The 409-nt window shown below is 71.1% G+C and carries 1 protein-coding gene; it reads left to right on the top strand.

The genetic code is table 11. The annotated features are described in order from the left end of the window. Positions 1-409: glycosyltransferase (locus tag DSP71_RS22915; protein WP_258546205.1), on the top strand; the 409-nt coding region annotated here is incomplete at both ends.

Genomic DNA, 409 nt, shown 5'->3' with positions numbered 1-409 from the left:
GCGGTCGATGCGATCGTCCCCGCAGGTGCTTCCGTGCCGGTGGCGGGGATCGCCGACGTGCGCACGCTCGCCATGGGCCGGCGTGAGCTCGCCGCGGCCTGGCAGCTCGGCATCGCCCCCGGTGTCGGCGGAGGGCTCATCCACTCGCCGACCCTGATGGCACCGCTCGTCCGACACGACCGGCTTCACGACAACGATCAGACGACCGTCACGGTGTGGGATCTGCGTGCCTGGGACGCTCCGGAGCAGTTGTCCAAGGGGAACGTCGCGTGGCAGCGCGGCATGCTCAGACGTGCCGTGAGACACGCCGACGCCGTGGTGGTGCCCTCTCATGCCGTCGCCGAGAGACTCGCCGAGCTCGCGAAGCTCGGCGACCGCATCCGCGTGATCGCAGGTGCACCGCCGCAGG

This window comes from Microbacterium sp. H6 (assembly GCF_003314775.1).
Taxonomy (GTDB): Bacteria; Actinomycetota; Actinomycetes; order Actinomycetales; family Microbacteriaceae; genus Microbacterium; species Microbacterium oxydans.
This window is presented reverse-complemented; position numbering and strand designations above follow the sequence as displayed.